The following is an 18,265-nucleotide window of genomic DNA, read 5'->3' on the forward strand; positions in this document are numbered from 1 at the left end:
ATTTTATTTATATAATATGATTACAGATTCTGCTGTAGTTTCTGATTTTCTTAGTTTTTAAGTTTTCGCTTACCCATCACATGGGTAAGCTTTTTTTTGCCTAAAATTTAGCGTGTTCATGTTGGCTGAGTTTTTCAACTAAGTAATCAATGAATACTCGTACAGCAGGTAATAAGCCACGACGAGATGGATAAACAGCATGGAATATACCATGTGCAGCTTTCCATTCAGGTAACACACGAACCAAAGCACCTGATTTCACATGGTCGGACACAATACTGTCGGGCAATAACACCACGCCACAATCTTGGCAGGCTAGCGCAGCTAACATAGACAGGTCAGAGCCCATCACCGTTGGATTCACTTTAATTTTTTTCTGATGCTGCTGTGCATCGGTCACAATAATATGTTGATCGAGATGCTCATCCGCCATACTTAATATTTGATGTTGTGATAAGTCTTCGGGCTGTTTGAGTTCACCAAATTTATTCAGATAGGCCTGACTGGCAAATAAGTGCTGCTCAATCGTTTCAAATTTACGAATGACTAAATTGGGGTCGTCGTCTAGATTTGAACGTACACGCAGCGCAAGGTCGAAGCCTTCATTAATGATATCTACGCGGCGATTGGTCACCATCATTTGCACTTTAATTTCTGGGTACTGCTTTAAAAATTCAGGCAAAATTTTGGTCATTTCATTTTGCGCGATGGAAACAGGTAAGCTGACTTTAATTAAGCCGCGCGGCTGTGTGCTGAGATGATCAACCAAATCATGTGCGGCTTGAGCGGCATTCATCATAACTTGTGCATGGCGGTAGATATTCATACCAATATCTGTAACAGCAAAATGTCGTGAACTACGTTGAATCAGGCGGACACCTAAACGTTCTTCTAAGTTATAGACCCGACGACTCAGTTTTGATTTTGGAATATCTGTTGCACGTTCTGCTGCACTAAAACCACCATGTTCGACCACTTGGGCAAAACAATAAAAATCATCTAGATCACTCAGCACTGTTCTTATTCCATATTTGCAACGATTTAGCTAATTAACTTGAATTGTTTCATGAAGTCAATCACGTTTTGTAGTTTTTCATGTGAGAAAGTTGAGTAAAATTGCCAAGACTAAAGTCGGGTTAACCTTGTAATCGTTTCACATTAGCATGACCAAACAATAAATGTGGTGTATACATCTTTTAAATAACCGAATTTGAAGGATGTGATTTGAGTGTCGTCCTGATATATTCAAATAAAAGACCATTATGAAAGAAATTCGACATTAAAGGACAATGTCATGGAATTAAGACATTTACGTTACTTTGTCGCCGTTGTAGAAGAACAGAGTTTTACGAAGGCTGCTGAAAAGCTATTTATTGCTCAACCTCCTTTAAGTCGTCAAATTCAAAATTTAGAAGAAGAGTTGGGTGCACAGCTTTTTGAGCGTGGCAGCCGTCCTTTGAGAACCACCACCATTGGCCGTTTCTTTTATCAGCAAGCCGTGAAATTACTTTCAAATGCAGAAGAAATTAAGCTCATTACGCAGCGGGCCAGTGCTACTGAACGTACCATTAATATTGGGTATGGCGGTTCCTTACTCTGTGGTTTATTACCTCGAATCGTTTATTTGTTCCGCCAGCAATATCCACACTTAAATGTAAATTTAATTGAACTGAGTGCAGTTGATCAGATTCAGGCATTAAAAGAAGGTCGGGTTGATGCATGTTTTAGTCGAGTTCGTGTGTCGGATCAGGCGGTTAAACGTGTGCTATTGCGTGAAGAGCCTCTGATTGTTGCGGTGCATTCAAGCCATCCTTTATCTTCACAGCAGCAGATTGCATTAAATAATCTCAAAGATGAGCAGATTTTTATTTATCCTGCAACGGATGGTCAAAGTTATGCAACGCTGATCAAGTCTTTATTTTTAGAATATGGGATGGAGCCGAAACGCTTCAATACTCAAGCAGATTTGCAGCAATCACTGGGTATGGTCGCTGCGGGCGAAGGCATTTGTATTGTTCCTGAATCTGTCCAAATTATGCAGTTTAGGCATGTGAATTATGTGAAATTATCGGACAGTGCCGCCATTAGCCAAATTTATTTGATTGTGCGGAATGATGATGAAGGGGAATTGGCACGTCCTTTATTTGATTGTGTTTACCAAGTATATGATTTGGAAGCAATTGAATACGATCGTCGAGTTTTCTAACATTTGTTTTAAAATTAATTTAGATGTTAATTTCGAAATTCAATTTAGAAGCAAACAGTTAAGTAACACTTTCCTTCATACAAAAATAGGCTCAATCTTGAAAGTTTTGAGCCTATTTTTTTTATTTAGTGTTATTAGACCGCTTGTTTTAAAAACTTGGTGACTTCACGGCTAAATTTGACCGGTTCACTGAGCAATGGCGTGTGCCCCGATTTCTTAAAAATGATTTGCTCTGCATTGGTTAGGCTGTCAGCAATAATTTTTTGACCTTGGGCAGGATAGAGGATCGATTTTGCACCTGTGAAAAAAGTTGTTGGTGCGGTGAGTGCTGCAATGGCTTCACGATAATCTTCAGTATGGTTCAAATAGTTTTGAATATACCAATATAAATAGGTCACACTTTGTGAGGGTAACATCAGCTTCTGTAAAGTTGGTTGTTGGTATGCAAAACGGAAAGCGGATAAAGCATAAGGATTGCTATTTTGTAAGTCTATGAATCTTAACCAAGCGTCGACCAGACCTTGACGGTCATGTTTATTCATCTGCTGTGCAAATGGCACGGAGAGGTTGGTTGCAAGTACCTTCGAGATGTCTTCTAAAATACTTAAAAACTCATTGTGGCGTTTGCCATATAAACCATATTGCCAATCTGCATCTACTCGTATTTTAGGGGTTTGATCGATGTGTAAATAGCGTTTAATTTTTTCAGCAAACTGACCGTATTTTAAACCGTGCATGGTGGTCGTTGCCCCCATGGAGTAGGCAATCACCGTGATTTTATCGTAACCAAGCTGGGAAACTAAGCTGTCAATATCTCGCCAATGGCTTGAAATGGTGTCCGTATTTGGAATTTGACAATGTTTAGAGCCGCCAAATCCACGCCAGTCTGGAATGATAAATTTAAAATGCTTTCGGTGTTGATATAGAAAAGGGTGCCATTGCCAACTTTGCATGCCCAGTCCAGATAAAACCAGGATGGGTTCTCCTTGACCATATTCACGAACATACAGTTGTTGTTGATCTGGCATTGTATAGTGTGGCATGCGGCTTCCTATTTATTTTTTGTTTTAGCGATTAAATTTATGCAACTGTGGAATGATGGTTTCAAGCCATTTGATCCAACCGATTTCCAAATCAATCCCAAGCTGTAAAATCATTTTATGAATGTACAAAGTACGGTCTTCATCATGCGCATGTGCAAAGTCTTTTGCAAAAATAGACTGGTACACTTTTAGTTTTTCTTTGTGAATTTCTAGGTGACGTTCTAATTCGGGTAATACGCCGTTTGTGCCCAGTTGAGCTTCAGCACGTAAACGAACCATTAACTCTTCACGTAACTGAGCCGGAGGGCTTTGCTCAACCATCCAATTGGCTAATTCAACACGTCCAAGCTGTTCAACTTGGTAGGTTTTTTTACGGGTTGTACTGTGGTCATCTTCAATGGTGCTGATCCAGCCTTTTTGCTGCATACCACTGAGTTCACGGTAGATTTGCTGATGTGTCGCATTCCAAAAAAAGCCCATAGAGCGGTCAAAACGGCGTGCAAGGTCAATTCCTGTACTCGGTTTTTCAAGTAAGCTCGTGAGTAAAACATGGGCTAAAGACATATATGGCTCAGTCAAAATAGTTTTGTACTTTTTATTATGCAACATGTTGCATAAAAATCAAATCTCGCATATAAATTAGTGCAACAAGTTGCAAAAATCTTGTATGCGTAGATGGAAATAGAAAGCTCGTATACAAGCGAAGATAAAAATAGCCAGCTTTTCAGCACGCTAAGGAGAAAAAATGTCAAATTATCCAAATTTATTGGCACCACTAGATTTAGGTTTTACAACGCTAAAGAACCGTGTATTGATGGGTTCTATGCATATCGGCCTTGAAGAAGCACCGGGTGGCTATGAACGCATGGCAGCTTTTTACGCTGAGCGTGCGAAAGGTGGTGTAGGTCTGATTGTAACTGGTGGTATTTCTCCCAATGATGATGGTGTGACATTTGCTGGTGGTTCAAAATTAGACTCTTTAGAAGAAGCAGAAAAACATAAAGTGATTACGCAGGCGGTACATGATTCTGGCGGTAAAATTGCGATGCAGATTTTGCATACAGGTCGCTACTCGTATCAAGCCAATAATGTTGCACCTTCATCTATTCAAGCACCAATTAACCCAGTAAAACCGCAAGCTTTAAGCACAGCAGACGTCGAACGCACGATCAATGATTTTGCCAAATGTGCTCAGTTAGCACAGACAGCGGGTTATGACGGTGTAGAAGTCATGGGGTCAGAAGGTTATTTAATTAATGAGTTTATTGCTGCACGTACCAACCACCGTGATGATGAATGGGGTGGCAGTTATGAAAACCGGATTCGTTTTCCAATTGAGATCGTGCGTCGTACGCGTGAATTAGTCGGTGAAAATTTTATTATTATTTACCGTCTTTCTATGCTGGATCTGGTTGAAGGTGGTTCGACTTTCGAAGAAGTTATGCAACTTGCAAAAGCCATTGAAAAAGCCGGTGCAACTATTATCAATACCGGTATTGGTTGGCATGAAGCGCGTATTCCGACCATTGCAACCAAAGTGCCACGTGCTGCATTTACATGGGTGACCAAGAAGTTAAAAGGTCTTGTGAATGTTCCTTTAATCACTTCAAACCGTATTAACACCCCTGAAATGGCTGAACATGTTCTTGCATCAGGTGATGCAGATATGGTGTCCATGGCACGTCCAATGTTAGCTGACCCATGTTTTGTGGAAAAAGCAGAACAAGGGCGTAGTGATGAAATTAATACCTGTATTGGTTGTAACCAAGCCTGCCTAGATCATATTTTCTCAATGAAAATTGCAACATGTTTGGTTAACCCTCAAGCCTGCTATGAAACTGAACTGATATTTAAAGAATCTGCACAGGTGAAAAATATCGCTGTGATTGGTGCGGGACCTGCGGGTTTAAGCTTTGCAACTTATGCAGCAGAACGTGGTCACAATGTAACGGTTTTTGAAGCTTCAAGCCAAATTGGTGGGCAGTTTAATATTGCGAAAACGATTCCTGGTAAAGAAGAGTTTTATGAAACGCTGCGCTATTTCAAACGCAAAATAGAACTATTGCCTCAGATTAAATTGGTACTGAACCATACGGCAACCTATGAAGAATTAGCTCAGTCTGAGTTTGATGACATCGTGGTGGCGACGGGTGTAACACCGCGTCAGTTAGATATAGATGGTATTGATCATCCAAAAGTATTGAGTTATTTACAAGTTTTACGTGAGCGTCAACCAGTTGGCAAACGTGTAGCGATCATTGGTGCAGGCGGTATTGGTTTCGATACGGCTGAATATTTAACGCATGAAGGTGAAAGCGGTAGCCTCAATCCTGAGAAATTTTATGATGAATGGGGAATTGATACCACTTATGCGCAAGTCGGTGGCTTGAAACATCCAGACGTCGAAGAATCGCCGCGTCAAGTGTATTTATTGCAGCGTAAGGCTAAATCGGTCGGTGCTGGCTTAGGTAAAACCACGGGTTGGATTCACCGTACAGGTTTGAAACACCGCGATGTGAAAATGATTGCGGGTGCAAGCTACGATAAAATTGATGATCAAGGTTTGCATATTACCGTTGATGGTCAACCACGTATTTTAGATGTTGATCATGTGGTGATTTGTGCAGGTCAGGAATCCTATACCGCGATGTATGAACAGCTACAAGCAGATGGAAAAAATGTGCATCTGATTGGTGGCGCGAAAGAAGCGGGTGAGTTAGATGCTAAACGTGCCATTCGTCAAGGTGCAGATTTGGCTGCGGTGATTTAATCAGCCTCATACTTAACCACGACAACTACATTCAATTTAATATGCAGTTGTCGTGCTTCCTCTCCATTTTGAGAGGAGTTTGAGGATAGGGAAATGATTCATCAACAAAAAAAGGACATAAACATGACTATTGAAATAACAAAAAAATCTGTTGCACGTTGGCACGAAATGCTCGACACACGGGATATGAATATTTTAAATGAACTCTTGGCAGAGGATGTGGTGTTTCGTTCACCTGTCGCGTTTAACCCATATCCAGGTAAGCCTGTAGTAACTTTTATTTTGACCAATGTGATTCAAATTTTTGAAAATTTTACCTATCACCGTGAGTTTTACTCAGAAGATGGTTTAAATGTGGTGCTTGAGTTTTCTGCCAATGTTGGCGAGAAAAAATTAAAAGGGATCGACATGATTCAGTTTAATGAACAAGGACAGATGATTGATTTTGAAGTCATGCTCCGTCCGAAAAGTGGCTTGGAAGCATTGGCGGCGAAAATGGGTGAGCGCATTATGCAATATCAGCCTTGAATCTGCTGATTTTTAAATGCTCATCACAGAATGATAAAAAGCATGATGGATATTGTCATGCTTTTTGCTTATGAGGTTTAAGTAAACAAATATTGCTAGTGAGATATGGTTTTGTAGATACGTTTGTTTAATGGGCCTTGTTGGTCAAAGTGAAAAGATTGAAATGATTTGCTGTAGTGCGAAGCGAGGTGAAGGTAAGGTCAATGAATAATGTGATGCATAAAGGGCGTCTGGCTCTTTTAAATTTTGTAGATCATGCCATCGGTGCGGAAATACCACAGCTTTATTATCATCCTGAAGGGCAAATGCAACATGTGCTGCCGAAGTTAAAGCAACTACATGAAAAATATCGTCCTACGCCTTGGCTGTCGAATACCCATGCACATTTACTGTATTTTGATGTCATTAAAAAGCGTCAAGTGAAGCTTAAATATGATGCCATAGAGCAGCTAACCATGGCTGATGGTGGAATCACAGCCATTGCATGGTTGGGTTTGGATTTACCTGCGGATGTGCCAACTGTGGTGCTCATGCATACGATTACGGGAACGCCTGAAAGTATGCGAGAAGTGGTTCGGGATCTTCATCTATATACAGGTTGGCGCATTGCGCTATGTTTAAGACGCGGTCATGCCAATTTACCTATGCCTGTTGCCAAAATAAATTTATTTGGTTCAACCGATGACCTGCGTGAACAGATTGCCTTTATTCAGCAGAAATTTCCCGAATCGAATTTATTTGGCGTCGGTTCATCTGCAGGAACGGGGTTATTGGTCCGCTATTTAGGCGAACAAGGTGAGGAAACACCACTTAAAGCGGCTTTTGCTTTATGTCCGGGCTATGACACCGAGCTTGGCTTTAAAAATGTCCATCCTTTTTACAGTAAAATGATGACCAAGAAGCTCTTTCAGAAATTTGTAGAACCCTATTCTGCAACATGGTCAACGACTCCATCTATAATTGAAGTCCTAAAAAGTAAAGATCTGGCGCAGTTTGAACGTACATATTTTCAAATGGCGGGTTTTACTGATTATGAAAGTTATGCCAAATCCACCAACCCAATTTATGTATTTGAAAATCTTAAAATTCCTTTGATGATTTTAAATGCCGAAGACGATCCTATTTGCCACATTCAAAACTTTGAGCCCTATAAAGAATTAATTCGTTCTTTGCCGAATGTGGTGGTGGTGACCACCAAAAAAGGCAGTCACTGTGGTTATTATGAAGGTCTTGTTGATACCCATTCATGGGCAACCAAATTGATGGCAGATTTTTTAAAGTTATATGCGAACTAAAAAATAGCCTACTTTGGATAGGCTATTTTAAGTGTGTGTTACTCGGCTTGTGCGCAACATGCAGTTGTTTGAGGTTTAAGCTTCATCTGTATCAATACTAAAATCAACGCTATAGCACTCAATGTCGCTCCTGTATAAGATACTGCAGCATAGCTTAGGTTGAGATTTAGCACTGCGGCACCTGCAACAGCGCCCAAAGCATTTCCAAGATTAAATGCACCAATATTCACTGAAGAAGCGAGGCCTGGTGCATCGTGAGCGACTGTCATAACACGCATTTGTAAAGGTGGTACAACGGCAAAGGCTGCTGCTCCCCAGATGATTAATGCAATCGCCGCGCCAATGGTGGTTGTTGCTAAAATTGGAAATAACAGCATCATCAGCATGAGTAAGACTAAAAAGCCAATCAAGGTTTTATCTAGAGACTGATCTGCAAACTTACCACCGAAATGGTTACCAATTGAAAATCCGATCCCGATTAAGACCAACATGAAAGTGATAAGCTCAGGGCTTGCATGGGTAAAGACTTTTAAGCTCGGTGCGATATAGGTATAGAGCGCGAACATAGCTCCAGCACTCATTACCGTGGTGAGCAGTGCTAAAACAACAGGCATGCGTGTTAATACTTTTAACTCTGCTCGTACATCAGGTTTTTCGGTCTGTTGCTGATGATGTAGTGCTTTCCATAATGCCAACATGGTGATGATGCCCAGTAAGGTAATAGCGGCAAAAGACATACGCCAACCGATATTTTGCCCCACCCACGTTGCGAGTGGCACGCCGCCAATATTGGCAATGGTCAAGCCCATAAACATCATAGCAACGGCACTGGCTTGTTTATCTTTCGGCACAACACTCGCTGCAACGACAGAACCTAAGCCAAAAAATGCCCCATGATTTAAGCTAGTCACCAAACGTGCCGCCATTAAACCGAGATAATTGGGTGCAATCGTTGCCAAAATATTACCGATGGTAAAGATTGCCATTAGTAAAATAAGGGCAGTACGTTTAGGAAAACGTGCTAACCATAAGGTCATTAATGGGGCACCAATCATGACGCCAACGGCATAGGCACTAATCAGTAAGCCCGCTTGAGGAATGGAAACCGATAAATCTGCTGCGATTTCAGGCAAAAAACCCATCGGTGAAAATTCTGTTGTGCCAATTGCAAAAGCACCTACGGCTAATGCAATTAATGGAAAATTGAATTTCATATTAAATATCCCACACTGGAGCAAGTTCAGGTGGGTTCACTTCACGTGCATTTCTGTCTAGTGTGGCAATGGCCTGCATCTGTTCTGATGTTAAATGAATGTCTTGAGCTTTTAAGTTACTGGTTAAATGTTCACGTTGGGTTGACGATGGAATTACGGCATAACCCTTTTGCAGCGCCCAAGCGAGTGTCACTTGTGCAACTGAAGCTTGGTGTTGTGCTGCAATATCAGAAAGTATTGGGTCATTTAGCACTTTGCCATAAGCCAAGGTCATATAAGAGGTGACATCAATATTTTGCTGTTTTAAGTAAGTCGCAAGTCGTTCATTTTGAAGATAAGGACTCAGTTCAATTTGATTGGTTGCAATCTGCTCAGCACCTATACTGTCAATAGCTTGTTGAGTAAGCTCAATATTAAAATTAGATACACCAATATATTCAGTCAAACCTTGTTTTTTTGCCTCAAGTAAATGTCCCATTAATTCTGGAATATTGACTCCAAGTGCAGGTGCAGGCCAATGAATAAGTGTGAGGTTAACTGCATCCGTCCTTAATTTAATTAAGCTGTCTTTTAGACTGGGTATCAGTTTGTCGGCAGCATAATTTTCAGTCCAAATTTTCGTGGTTAAGAAAATATCAGCTCGATTGACCTGACTTTCATCGATTGCTTGGCCTACTTCTGCTTCATTACCGTAGATTTGTGCGGTGTCTACAGCACGATATCCAACTTCTAAGGCAGTTTTAACAGAATGAATGACAGTGTCACCTGTCAAACGGAAGGTGCCGACACCAAATTGAGGAACAATCATCAGGAATTCTCTTTTTTTGAGTTGATGCTATTGTGCTGCTAATTTTATTGAAGAAAAATGCATGAATTTGGAATATATTATTGATTAAAAATCACGAATTCGAATATGCAATGAAATCGACCATTGAGGAGCTGCAGGCTTTTACTGTTATTGTAGATAGTGGCTCTATTATCAAAGCAGCAGAAAGACTGGATCAAACAGCATCTGGTGTAAGCCGCGCATTACAGCGTCTGGAATCTAAATTAAATGTAACCTTGTTGGAACGAACTACCCGCAAAATTAAGCTGACGCAAGAGGGGCAATTGTTTTTAGCAAAAACACGGCGGATATTGAATGATTTGAGCGAAGCGGAAGATTCTCTGCTGAAATTAGATGCAGATACTTCGGGATTAGTGCGAGTCGATTCAGCAATTTCTTTTATTCTGCATATGATCGTTCCCTTGATTCCAGAATTTAATGCGCGTTATCCGCATATACAGATTGAATTGGTGAATCATGATCAAGTGATTGACTTATTAGAGCATAAAGCGGATGTTGCAATTCGCTTTGGAAAATTAAACGACTCCAGTTTGCATGCAAAACTTATCTACAAGAGTCGACTGTGTTTGGTGGCGAGTCCTGAATATCTTCAGCAGCATGGATGTCCGCAAAATGCTGATGAGCTAACCGCACATGCTTTACTTGGATTTAGTCAAATTACCCATATGAATACTTGGCCGATCCAAGTCGCAGGGAAACCTTTGACGATCCGACCAAATATTAAGGCATCAAATGGTGAAACCATTCGTGAGCTTGCGATTCATGGGATGGGCATCGCTTGTCTATCGATTTTTATGTTAGAAAAAGATATTGCAGAAGGGCGATTGGTACAACTTTTAGACGATCAAATTGAGCCACATGAACAGCTTATTCATGCTGTCTATTATCAACAAGAGCATTTACCGAAACGTGTTCGTTTATTTATTGAATATTTAGCTGAAAAATTACAAGAATAGTTGTGAGAAAAAATATTGCATTGTTGGATGCAGATTTTTATTTACATAGAAACAATAAAAAACCCGACAATTGCCGGGTTTTTTGATCATTTGTTTGATAAAACTTCGATCTTAGTTCTCTAAAGCTGGTGTTGCAGCAGCAATGGCAGCGGCAACGGCGTCATCTTCAGACTGTGCAGAACCAGAGTTTTGTTTAGGTTGAGCAACTTGTGCAGGTTTTTCTGCCGCTTTAGGTGCTTCTGCTTTTGGAACAGGAGCTTCTGCAGGTGTGGTAGGTTCACGACGAATTTCAGTTGTTGTATTCGGTGTTTCTTCACGAATCACTTCAACTTGCTGCTGAGTTGGTTCTTCAACAACGGGTTGTTCTTCAACTGGTTCTAATTGTGTAGGTACAGATGCTGTTGGTTCAGATGCTACAACTTCAACCTGTTCCTGTTCTTCTTCTTTTGGTGCTTCTTTTTTTACACATGCTGTAAGAAGTAGACCTGTTGCGATTGCACCGCAGATTAAAAGTTTCTTATTCATAATTACACAAAACAAAAAAGTGTGGATTGGATAAATGCATTATAACAGCAAATAAGAATATAGAAATGATAAGAACTTACTCTAAATTTTTATGATAATTGCTGTTACAATAGCCAATTGTTAATTGTTCTATGAATTGATGCGGAATGACTTTGCTTTCTTGGTACAGAGTAAAGTAAAATCGCACAACATTGTAGGCCAATTTAGGCTCCATTGTACGAGAAACTTAATGACCCATTTTATTTTCGTTACTGGTGGTGTTGTATCATCACTAGGTAAAGGTATTTCAGCTGCATCAGTGGCTGCGCTTTTAGAAGCCCGTGGTTTAAAAGTAACCATGGTAAAAATGGATCCATACATTAATGTCGATCCAGGGACTATGAGTCCATTCCAACACGGTGAAGTTTTTGTCACAGAGGATGGTGCTGAAACTGACTTAGACTTGGGTTATTACGAACGTTTCTTGCGTCGTGCGAAAATGACCAAACTGAACAACTTTACTTCAGGACGAGTGTACCAAGATGTCTTGAATAAAGAACGTCGTGGTGACTACCTCGGTGGTACAGTTCAAGTTATTCCACATATTACTGACAATATTAAAGAACGTGTTCTTCGCGCAGGTGAAGGCTATGACGTTGCGATCGTTGAGATCGGCGGTACAGTAGGTGACATTGAATCTCTCCCATTCATGGAATCTGTACGTCAACTTATGGTCGAACTAGGTCATAAGCGCACAATGTTAATGCACTTAACTTTACTCCCATATATTAAGTCAGCTGCTGAATTAAAAACTAAACCAACTCAACACTCTGTAAAAGAGCTTTTGTCGATTGGTATTCAACCAGACATCCTGATCTGCCGTACAGAGCATGATGTTGATGCTGACACTACACGTAAAATCGCGTTATTTACGAATGTTGAAGCTCGTGCAGTTGTGGTGTGTAAAGATGCGCGTTCAATTTACCAAATTCCACGTACTTTCTATGAACAAAACGTTGATGATTTAATCTGTGAACGTTTTGGTTATAACGATCTTCCAGAAGCTGATCTTACAGACTGGGATAACGTTGTAGATGCATTACTGAACCCTGAATACACAGTTCGTGTAGCGATGGTTGGTAAATACGTTGAACTTCCAGATGCATACAAATCTGTAAACGAAGCACTTTTACATGCGGGTATTCAAAACCGTGTGAAAGTTCAAATCGACTACGTCAATGCTGAAGAGCTTGAAACCCAAGATGTTAACGACGTATTAAAAGACGCAGATGCAATCTTAGTTCCGGGTGGTTTCGGTGAACGTGGTACAGAAGGCAAAATGAAAGCGATTCGTTTTGCACGTGAAAACGGTGTGCCATTCCTTGGTATCTGTTTAGGTATGCAGTTGGCTGTGATCGAATATGCGCGCAACGTTGCGGGTATTAGCGATGCAACTTCAACTGAATTTAACCGTTCTACTAAATCACCATTGATTGGTCTAATCACTGAATGGTTAGATGAGCGTGGCGAAGTCCAACAACGTAATGCAGATTCTGACTTAGGCGGTACAATGCGTCTGGGTGCTCAAAAATCTGAATTGGTTGCGGGAACAAAAACTGCACAAGTTTACGGTTCTGAAGAGATCGTTGAACGTCACCGTCACCGTTATGAAATGAACAACCGTTATATCCCAGTGCTTGAAGAAAAAGGCATGAAGATTTCAGGTTATTCTCCAGTACAGCGTCTTGTTGAAACTGTTGAAATTCCTGAACATCCTTGGTTTATTGCTGTACAATTCCATCCGGAATTTACAAGTTCACCACGTGATGGACACCCATTATTCGCAGGCTTTATTGATGCTGCTAAAAAGCAGTACCAAAAAGCGAAATAATGTGTTTTTGACTAAACCAGGAAGAGTTTAAATGTCACAATTAAAACCACAGGAAATTGTACGTTTAGGCGATATACAAATGGCAAATCATTTGCCATTTGTACTATTCGGCGGCATGAACGTACTTGAGTCAAAAGACCTTGCTTTTGAAATTGCTGAAACCTATGTGGATATCTGCAAACGCTTGGATATTCCATATGTGTTTAAAGCAAGTTTTGATAAAGCCAATCGTTCAAGCTTGAACTCTTTCCGTGGCCCAGGCCTGGAAAAAGGAATCGAGTGGTTAGCTGACATTAAAAAACACTTTAATGTGCCGATTATTACTGACGTACATGAACCATACCAAGCTGCGCCTGTTGCTGAAGTTGCGGATATTATCCAGCTTCCTGCATTTTTAAGCCGTCAGACTGACCTTGTTGAAGCGATGGCGAAAACTGATGCCATCATTAACATCAAAAAAGCACAGTTCCTCGCACCACACGAAATGCGTCATATTCTGCATAAGTGTTTGGAAGCAGGGAATGACAAACTGATTCTTTGTGAACGTGGTTCAGCATTTGGTTACAACAACTTAGTTGTCGATATGTTGGGCTTTGACATCATGAAAGAAATGAATGTCCCTGTGTTCTTTGATGTGACACATGCGCTTCAAACGCCGGGTGGTCGTGCGGATTCTGCGGGTGGTCGTCGTGCGCAAATCACGACACTGGCACGAGCAGGTATGGCGACTGGTTTAGCAGGTTTGTTCTTAGAAGCTCATCCAGATCCAGAAAATGCCAAATGTGACGGTCCATGTGCGCTACGCATGTCACAGTTGGAGCCTTTCTTGGCACAGTTAAAAGAACTCGATACCTTGGTTAAAGGTTTCGCAAAGTTAGACACACACTAATTCGATACACATTGATGCGTCACTTTTGACGCATCATTTTTATTAATCAACTGAGGAATTGTTCATGAGCCAAATCGTTGACATTCGTGCACGTGAAATTTTGGACTCTCGTGGTAACCCTACCATCGAAGCAGACGTAATCTTAGCCTCTGGCGTTGTAGGCCGTGCATGTGCACCATCTGGTGCTTCAACTGGTTCTCGTGAAGCTTTAGAACTTCGTGACGGCGACAAAGCTCGTTACTTAGGTAAAGGCGTTAAAACTGCGGTTAACAACGTTAACACAGTAATTCGTGATGCATTGTTGGGTAAATCAGTATTCGAACAAAAAGACATTGATAACACAATGATCGCGCTTGACGGTACTGAAAACAAAGAAAAATTAGGTGCGAACGCAACTTTAGCGGTTTCTTTAGCTGCTGCACGCGCTGCTGCTGATGAAAAGAAAATCCCACTTTTCCAATACATCGCAGACCTTCGTAATAACAGCATTTTGACTATGCCTGTTCCAATGATGAACATCCTAAATGGTGGTTCACATGCAGACAACAACGTAGACATTCAAGAATTTATGATTGAGCCAGTTGGCTTCACTTCATTCTCTGAAGCTTTACGCGCTGGTGCTGAAATTTTCCATTCTTTAAAATCAGTTTTAAAGAAACAAGGTCTAAATACTGCCGTTGGTGATGAAGGTGGTTTTGCACCGAACCTTCGTTCTAACGAAGAAGCAATTACAGTAATTCTTGAAGCAATTGAAAAAACTGGCTACAAAGCAGGTTCTGACATTATGCTTGCGCTTGACTGTGCATCTTCAGAATTCTACAAAGATGGTCAATACATCCTTGCAGGTGAAGGCAATAAAGCATTCACAAGCAACCAATTTGCTGACTACCTTGCAGGTTTTGCAAAACAATACCCAATCATTTCAATTGAAGATGGTTTGGACGAGTCTGATTGGGAAGGTTGGTCTTACCTCACTTCAATCCTTGGCGACAAAATCCAATTGGTTGGTGATGACCTATTCGTGACGAATCCTAAGATTCTTCAACGTGGTATCAACGAAAAAGTGGGTAACTCAATTCTGATCAAGTACAACCAAATCGGTACGTTGACTGAAACTCTAGATGCAATCTACCTTGCGAAAGCAAATGGTTACACTACAGTAATTTCACACCGTTCTGGTGAAACTGAAGATTCAACAATTGCAGATCTTGCAGTGGGTACAGCAGCGGGTCAAATCAAAACTGGTTCACTTTGCCGTTCTGACCGTGTAGCGAAATATAACCAATTACTTCGTATTGAAGAATTGACTAATGCTGCATATCGCGGTAAAGCTGAGTTCAAAGGTTTGAACTAAGCAGATCATGCTATCTATGTTAAATGTATTTGACTCCAAAGCGAGTAAAGCATTGTTGGGCCTTGCGATCTTTTTGATCGCAGGGTTTCAATATTTATACTGGTTCGGTGAAGGTGGTTATCATCAACATCAACAACTGAGTCAGAAAATACAACAACAAGTCGAACTCAATGACGAATTAAAAGAACGAAATCGCGTGCTTGCCGCTGAAGTATACGATTTAAAAAATGGCGTTGAAGCTATTGAAGAGCATGCTCGTCTAGATTTAGGTTTAATTAAACCGCATGAGACTTTCGTACAGATGAGTACGATCAGTACTCAGTACAAACCAATTTATATTGATCCAAACGCAAAAGTAGACCTACGTACCAATGAGTCAGAACCAGCCGAACTTCCACCAGAACCTTAAATTGTGGGCCATTATTCCTGCTGCTGGTTCAGGAAATCGATTTTCTAAAACTGAACTAAAACAATATCAAAACATTGCGGGTCTAACTGTGCTTGAACACACAGTTGCACGTCTCAACCAATTGCCGTTGACGGGCTATGTGTTGGCTATAGGCGAGCAAGATAATGTTGCGCAGACCTTGGCACTCACTAATCAAGAGAAGGCTCATTTTTGTTTAGGCGGTGCAGAGCGTGTGCATTCTGTACTCAATGCATTGCAATATCTATCTTCGATTGCCAATGATGATGATTGGGTGTTCGTTCATGATGCAGCACGACCATGTGTCTCGCAGTTGAGCTTAGAAAATTTAGTTCAATCGGCAGTAGAAACTGAGCAAAGTGCGATTCTCGCCATTCCTGTACGCGATACCTTAAAGCGAGTTGAAACGGCACCACAAATATCAACAACGGTAGATCGTTCAACTTTATGGCAAGCGCAGACACCACAAATTGCCAAATTGGGTGTACTTAAAAATGCCATTGAACAAGCGCTTGCCGCTGGTGCGACCATCACAGATGAAGCAAGTGCCTTAGAATTTTTCGGTGAGCATGTCAATGTCGTGCAGGGTCGTTCGGACAATATTAAAATTACCTATCCTGATGACTTGGAATTGGCACGTTTAATTTTAGCGTCTCAAGTTAATAGATGATTATTTCGAGGAATATTTAAGGGAAAGTGATTTTTACTGTCGCTTTAATCTATAATTCCCGCATCCTTTTTTAGATCTGTTTCGCAATGATCCCTTCTCAACAGTATCGTTTTTTACGTCAGTCATTACGCGATGGCCGCAGTATAAAACACGATTCTTCTCGATGGGCTAAACTTCATTTAGACCCGTGGTTACTTTGCTTCTTGGTACTCAATGCAATATTGGGGCTGATGGTTGTCTATAGTGCGACCGCAGAAGATTCGGGAATGGTACTACGCCAAGCCACAAGTTTTGGTGTGGGCTTTATTGTGATGCTGATTTGCGCGCAAATTCCACCCAAAGTTTACCAATCTATGAGTCCGTACTTATACGCCATCGGTATATTTTTACTGTTGTTGGTGTTGGTCATTGGTGAAAAAAGGATGGGGGCGAAACGCTGGATTAGCTTGCCGGGTATCGGTAGTATGCAGCCGAGTGAATTTATGAAATTTGCCATGCCACTCATGATGGCGTGGTATTTTGCGCGAAAACCATTTCCACCGAAATTTTTACAAATTGTCGGTGCATTAATTTTATTATTGATTCCATTTGCATTGGTCGCTTTACAGCCTGACTTGAATATCGGTTTGATTATTCCGGGTATTTTTGTTTTATTTTTAAGTGGAATGTCTTGGCGTTTGATTGCCGGTGCTTTAACAGCCTTTGCAATTGCAGCACCTGTACTTTGGATGTTTTTTTTGCAGGAATATCAGAAAAAACGTGTGCTAACGTTATTCGATCCTGAGTCTGACGCGCTTGGTGCAGGTTGGAACATTATTCAGTCTAAAATTGCTATTGGTTCAGGCGGTTTAATGGGCAAGGGTTATACCGAAGGGACGCAGTCGCACTTGGGTTATCTGCCAGAGCATCATACTGACTTTATTATGTCGACTTATGCTGAAGAATTTGGCTTTATTGGTGTATTCCTTTTATTTAGTTTGTTTACAGCAATTATTGTTCGCTGTCTGATTATTGGACTAAATTCCTTCCATAATTTTGGACGACTTTATGCAGGGGCGATGGGCTTAACCTTCTTTTTCTTTGTGTTTTTGAACTCAGGTATGGTTAGCGGTATTTTGCCTGTAACAGGCGATCCATTGCCTTTGATGAGTTATGGGGGTACAGCAGTCATATCCATGCTTGCAGGTATGGGGATTGTGATGTCGATTCATACGCATCGTTAAACAGAATAGACAACATTAAGCCGGATTTATATCCGGTTTTTTTATGGGTTGGGTTTATAGATTTAAAAATTGGCTATTTAAGTAACCACTAAATGTCTCAAGCTGCATAAAAGTACCATCTCGTAGGATAGTACTTTTATGCATAGTTTAAGGTTGATCTAGCAAAGGTAATTGGAAGTATTTTGTGTAACGTATATTGTGTTGATTTTTCCTTTAAAATAAATGGATCTAAAGTAAAATTTTTCTTAAGATCCATTCGGTTGATCTTTAAAAACAGAATGTAATTCAGTTAGAAAAGGGATAAAATATAAAAAATACTACTAGGGTGTGTTGACATTTACAGCCGATAAATTGAGCTAAAGAGGCAACCATATAAATATACAAGCTAAAGCAACAGCGCTTTGATAGTTACGTTTTAGCTTATCGTATCTTGTGGCAATTCCTCTAA

At 40.6% G+C, this 18,265-nt stretch carries 17 protein-coding genes and 1 pseudogene; 11 read left to right on the plus strand and 7 right to left on the minus strand.

The features are described 5' to 3' along the window. Nucleotides 1–100 precede the first annotated feature (100 nt). Complete coding sequence (locus tag FTT76_RS14770) at nt 101–1,015, minus strand: LysR substrate-binding domain-containing protein (RefSeq protein WP_180007845.1); 915 nt, start codon at nt 1,013–1,015, stop codon at nt 101–103. 279 nt (nt 1,016–1,294) lie between these two features. Here FTT76_RS14770 and FTT76_RS14775 point away from each other — a divergent pair, with 279 nt between their 5' ends. Then, nucleotides 1,295–2,206, plus strand: coding sequence for a LysR family transcriptional regulator (locus tag FTT76_RS14775; RefSeq protein ID WP_078188530.1), 912 nt, complete (start codon nt 1,295–1,297; stop codon nt 2,204–2,206). A 134-nt stretch (nt 2,207–2,340) separates the two neighbouring features. Here FTT76_RS14775 and FTT76_RS14780 read toward each other — a convergent pair whose 3' ends face one another. Together FTT76_RS14780 and FTT76_RS14785 are read right to left on the minus strand one after the other, a co-directional pair. Continuing rightward, a complete protein-coding gene (locus FTT76_RS14780; RefSeq protein ID WP_180007844.1) occupies nt 2,341–3,249 on the minus strand; it encodes an alpha/beta fold hydrolase in 909 nt (302 codons plus the stop codon). Between the two features lie 24 nt (nt 3,250–3,273). Beyond that, entirely contained in the window at nt 3,274–3,813 is a 540-nt protein-coding gene (locus tag FTT76_RS14785; RefSeq protein ID WP_180005106.1) for a PadR family transcriptional regulator, read from the minus strand. A gap of 181 nt (nt 3,814–3,994) precedes the next feature. Between FTT76_RS14785 and FTT76_RS14790 the strand changes: the two genes are divergently transcribed. The 3 genes from FTT76_RS14790 to FTT76_RS14800 all read left to right on the plus strand — a co-directional run bounded on the left by FTT76_RS14790 (nt 3,995) and on the right by FTT76_RS14800 (nt 7,842). After that, a complete protein-coding gene (locus FTT76_RS14790; protein ID WP_180007843.1) occupies nt 3,995–6,019 on the plus strand; it encodes an NADPH-dependent 2,4-dienoyl-CoA reductase in 2,025 nt (674 codons plus the stop codon). Between the two features lie 123 nt (nt 6,020–6,142). After that, nucleotides 6,143–6,547, plus strand: coding sequence for a nuclear transport factor 2 family protein (locus tag FTT76_RS14795; RefSeq protein WP_078189187.1), 405 nt, complete (start codon nt 6,143–6,145; stop codon nt 6,545–6,547). 203 nt (nt 6,548–6,750) lie between these two features. Further along, the gene (locus FTT76_RS14800; protein ID WP_180005104.1) at nt 6,751–7,842 is read left to right on the plus strand and encodes a YheT family hydrolase; all 1,092 of its coding nucleotides are present in this window, start codon (nt 6,751–6,753) and stop codon (nt 7,840–7,842) included. Between the two features lie 38 nt (nt 7,843–7,880). Here the strand turns inward: FTT76_RS14800 and FTT76_RS14805 are convergent, their stop codons facing one another. Together FTT76_RS14805 and dkgB are read right to left on the minus strand one after the other, a co-directional pair. Beyond that, nucleotides 7,881–9,056 carry an MFS transporter gene (locus FTT76_RS14805; protein WP_180007842.1) on the minus strand — a complete coding sequence of 392 codons (1,176 nt, stop codon included), beginning with the start codon at nt 9,054–9,056 and terminating at the stop codon, nt 7,881–7,883. 1 nt (nt 9,057) lies between these two features. Next, the gene (gene dkgB / locus FTT76_RS14810; RefSeq protein ID WP_218945807.1) at nt 9,058–9,864 is read right to left on the minus strand and encodes a 2,5-didehydrogluconate reductase DkgB; all 807 of its coding nucleotides are present in this window, start codon (nt 9,862–9,864) and stop codon (nt 9,058–9,060) included. Between the two features lie 110 nt (nt 9,865–9,974). Between dkgB and FTT76_RS14815 the strand changes: the two genes are divergently transcribed. After that, nucleotides 9,975–10,859 (plus strand): LysR family transcriptional regulator, encoded by an 885-nt coding sequence (locus FTT76_RS14815; RefSeq protein ID WP_180007873.1) that lies wholly within the window; start codon nt 9,975–9,977, stop codon nt 10,857–10,859. Nucleotides 10,860–10,970: 111 nt separating this feature from the next. Here the strand turns inward: FTT76_RS14815 and FTT76_RS14820 are convergent, their stop codons facing one another. Further along, the gene (locus tag FTT76_RS14820; RefSeq protein ID WP_180007841.1) at nt 10,971–11,384 is read right to left on the minus strand and encodes an internalin; all 414 of its coding nucleotides are present in this window, start codon (nt 11,382–11,384) and stop codon (nt 10,971–10,973) included. Between the two features lie 229 nt (nt 11,385–11,613). Between FTT76_RS14820 and FTT76_RS14825 the strand changes: the two genes are divergently transcribed. From FTT76_RS14825 to rodA, 6 genes are all read left to right on the plus strand, one after another. Next, a complete protein-coding gene (locus tag FTT76_RS14825; protein ID WP_180005100.1) occupies nt 11,614–13,254 on the plus strand; it encodes a CTP synthase in 1,641 nt (546 codons plus the stop codon). Nucleotides 13,255–13,285: 31 nt separating this feature from the next. After that, nucleotides 13,286–14,143 carry a 3-deoxy-8-phosphooctulonate synthase gene (gene kdsA, locus FTT76_RS14830; protein ID WP_078188522.1) on the plus strand — a complete coding sequence of 286 codons (858 nt, stop codon included), beginning with the start codon at nt 13,286–13,288 and terminating at the stop codon, nt 14,141–14,143. A 64-nt stretch (nt 14,144–14,207) separates the two neighbouring features. Further along, nucleotides 14,208–15,497, plus strand: coding sequence for a phosphopyruvate hydratase (gene eno, locus FTT76_RS14835; protein WP_078188521.1), 1,290 nt, complete (start codon nt 14,208–14,210; stop codon nt 15,495–15,497). A gap of 16 nt (nt 15,498–15,513) precedes the next feature. Beyond that, complete coding sequence (locus FTT76_RS14840; RefSeq protein WP_078188520.1) at nt 15,514–15,906, plus strand: septum formation initiator family protein; 393 nt, start codon at nt 15,514–15,516, stop codon at nt 15,904–15,906. After that, the gene (gene ispD, locus FTT76_RS14845) at nt 15,869–16,594 is read left to right on the plus strand and encodes a 2-C-methyl-D-erythritol 4-phosphate cytidylyltransferase (RefSeq protein WP_168378625.1); all 726 of its coding nucleotides are present in this window, start codon (nt 15,869–15,871) and stop codon (nt 16,592–16,594) included. Before FTT76_RS14840 ends, ispD begins: the two co-directional genes overlap by 38 nt. Nucleotides 16,595–16,680: 86 nt before the next feature. Further along, nucleotides 16,681–17,817: a rod shape-determining protein RodA gene (gene rodA / locus FTT76_RS14850; RefSeq protein ID WP_180007840.1), complete on the plus strand. Its 1,137-nt coding sequence runs from the start codon at nt 16,681–16,683 to the stop codon at nt 17,815–17,817. Between the two features lie 356 nt (nt 17,818–18,173). Here the strand turns inward: rodA and FTT76_RS14855 are convergent. Beyond that, a pseudogene (locus FTT76_RS14855) lies at nt 18,174–18,265 on the minus strand (IS5/IS1182 family transposase); the annotation flags it as partial.

The sequence above is a fragment of the Acinetobacter sp. YH01009 genome (assembly GCF_013420765.1).
In the GTDB taxonomy this organism is placed as follows: Bacteria; Pseudomonadota; Gammaproteobacteria; order Pseudomonadales; family Moraxellaceae; genus Acinetobacter; species Acinetobacter amyesii.